2 protein-coding genes are annotated in these 1,434 nt (G+C 46.2%); both read right to left on the minus strand.

Going from position 1 to position 1,434, the window contains the following annotated elements; translation table 11 throughout:
• Window positions 1-288: 288 nt before the first annotated feature.
• On the minus strand, window positions 289-744 hold the full coding sequence (locus AADEFJLK_RS23640) for a hypothetical protein (RefSeq protein ID WP_103976039.1): 456 nt from the start codon (window positions 742-744) through the stop codon (window positions 289-291).
• 456 nt (window positions 745-1,200) lie between these two features.
• Window positions 1,201-1,434 (minus strand): hypothetical protein (locus AADEFJLK_RS24890; RefSeq protein ID WP_211299343.1); only part of this gene is annotated, 234 nt, incomplete at its 5' end.

Raw genomic sequence — 1,434 nt, forward strand, 5'->3', positions numbered from 1 at the left:
CATCAGGGGAGGGAGCTGCCCACCTTAACAAGCCTTAGCTCTCCGCTAATCTTCCCCACTATTTAGAGGTGACTTTATGAAAAACTTGATGATCGAGTTTTACTAATGGCGGGTTTGACAAGAATAGTGTAAGTGGCGATATTTGGTTCAACATTAATGACAAGAATGGCGTTGCTGACGAAAATCTTCATCAGTTGGCACCAGGCCAATTTGGGTTTTATAGCCTTTTGCATGAATTGGGCCATGCCTTGGGTCGTGTGGTATGGTATCCAATGAAGTTTATCTAGGCTAACTTATTTTTATTTTTGACAAGCTTAGCTTGTCAATGGCCTTCATAATGTCTGACGTTCTTTGCCGCCCTGTTTTCACATAAAGTTCGACAGTGGTCACCCCATTCGGCTTTGCGGTGAATAGACTATCCCTTTTTAAAGAACAATGTCCGTTACAAGGCTTAGGCAGTCTTGTATAGCTTTCAAAATTAGTGGTTATTTCCAACGCCTTACCGGCCTCATCGGTATAAACGGCAATTTCTTTTATTGCGTCCCAACTGAGAAAAACGAACTGGTCTTTTTGGTTATAGATAGGGTAGTAAATGCCTTGCCCGTTAGCGGCGAACACCAACGCCCCAGTTTTTAAGGTGTTGGAAAATATAAAGTAAGAAAAGGCTATCGCACCGCCAAGATAAGCCAAAGCCATCGGGCTTTGGTTTACCACCACTACAGCCAATGTTATGCCGACAGCCATAACAGTGAATAATACAGGGGGATAAAGCCATGCTAAACGGCTGTATCTTACAATCAACGGGTCTGAATCAAACCCAACTTCAGATAAACTGACTGTTTCATAAGTTTTTATCATATTAAAAACCCTGATTGCACCGGATTACGGGATGTGTTCAAAAAATTCAGAGGTACCTCAGGACAAACCGTTCTTTTGGTTAATTGACCCCAAAATTGGAAAGTTTGCGACAGAACCCTTAAGCCCCGTTTACTCTGAAACCAGTGGCTTTGGTTTAATGACTGGGCTAGGCTTTTCTGGGAGGTCTGTCTATATTGCTATATTTTTCAATATTTTGTGTGTTGTAATGTCGGGCAGCAACAAGTGGTTGCCCGACCTATTACCGCCAACCGTGGATTTCTACCCCCTTAAGTCAACAGTATTGCGGGCAGGAGGAGCCTGCCCGACACACTTAGTGGCCGGTCAAATCACCACAAAATCGGCGTTGGTCAAGGTCAAGTTCACGCCCAAGATGGCGATTTGCACCGCCGCGCCCGCGCCGGTGCCGTCGGCATCATAAGACAGGGCGCCGGTGCCGGCGTTGTAGATGATAAAGTCGTTGGCGTCGGCCGCCGCCGCACCGATTTTAAACTCGGCAGCATTGAGCACGCCGGTGGCCGTCAGTTGGGTGAAGACGGCGTTTTCCAGTTGGATGGT

The organism is Methylovulum psychrotolerans (genome assembly GCF_002923755.1).
GTDB classification, from domain to species: domain Bacteria; phylum Pseudomonadota; class Gammaproteobacteria; order Methylococcales; family Methylomonadaceae; genus Methylovulum; species Methylovulum psychrotolerans.

Coding starts and splice junctions, on each gene's coding strand:
- AADEFJLK_RS23640 (WP_103976039.1), bottom strand. CDS start 744: ATGGCTGTCGGCATAACATTGGCTGTAGTGGTGGTAAACCAAAGCCCG.